1 protein-coding gene is annotated in these 1,181 nt (G+C 60.9%); it reads right to left on the minus strand.

All coding sequences use genetic code 11. The features are described 5' to 3' along the window. Nucleotides 1-57 precede the first annotated feature (57 nt). Nucleotides 58-987: an IS110 family RNA-guided transposase gene (locus JZX89_RS28440; protein ID WP_207136135.1), complete on the minus strand. Its 930-nt coding sequence runs from the start codon at nucleotides 985-987 to the stop codon at nucleotides 58-60. Nucleotides 988-1,181: the final 194 nt, after the last annotated feature.

Consider the following 1,181-nt stretch of genomic DNA (forward strand, 5'->3'; position numbering starts at 1 on the left):
TTCTTCTCCCCGCCGGGGAGAAGTCCGCGGCAGCGGGATGAGCGACTGTCTTTTGTGTCAAGCGTTTTGCCATGGTTTGTTATCTCTGATGATGGCGTTGAGGATTGTCAGGAGTTTTCGCATGGTTGCGACGACGGCGACGATTTTTGGTTTTCCGGCGTCAACGAGGCGATCGCGAAAGGTTTTGAGGGCTGGATTGTAGCGTGTGGCGACCAGGGCTGCCATGAACAGCACCGCCCGGACCTTGCCCCTGCCGCCGCCGATGAAGCTCTTGCCTTTCCATTTTCCCGATTGCCGGGTCCAGGGTGCAAGACCGGCCAGAGAAGCGATCTGACGCCGGTCGAGATTGCCCAGTTCCGGCATCTCGGCAAGCAGCGTGCGCGCGGTTGCGGGACCGACACCGGGAACCGAGGTCAGCAACGCCTCGCGCACCCGCCACAGCGGTGACTTGCGGATGTGATCATCCATCTCCGCATCGATACTATCGACCTCGCGACGCAGGGCGGCCAGCAGACGCAGGATGCTTTTGCGGGTGGCTTTCTCCAACGCCGTGCGCAACCGGTTTTCTTCGGCCACGATCATCTGCACGATCTGGCGCCTGCGATCGACAAGCGCCGACAAATCCTGGGTTTGCTGATCCCGTAAAGGGCGGATCTGTGGTTTTGTGGCCGCCACGAAAGCGGCGATCACCGCCGCATCGATCGCGTCGGTCTTGGCCCGGCGGCCGATGGCATTGGCATAGGCGCGCACCTGCGCCGGATTGACCACGATCACCGCAAATCCGGCAGACGACAACCGTGCCACGGCCAGCGTCTCAAACCCGCCGGTTGCCTCGAACGCAACGATATCGGCATGCTCGGCTTTGAGGCGTTGTGCTAGATCGTCGATCCCGGCATGGCTGTTTTCCACGAAGAACGCCGTGCCGGATGCTGCGACCGCCACGTCCAGGCGGTCCTTCGAAACGTCGATGCCAACGATAATATCCATCTTATCCCATCCTTGCCTAATCGGGCTTTGCATACGCAAGCGGCCCCGGCGACTGTTCGGGTTCGATGAAAAAGCAGATGGAGACCCTTGCTCATCCACGGGATCGATGTCCCAAGAGGGTCCCGGTCTTCCATCCGCCACCGCAGCTGGAACAATAGCACAGCGCGGCGAAGGCAAGTTACAAGGGGGCAAGC

Source organism: Agrobacterium burrii (assembly GCF_017313405.1).
Lineage (GTDB): Bacteria > Pseudomonadota > Alphaproteobacteria > Rhizobiales > Rhizobiaceae > Agrobacterium > Agrobacterium burrii.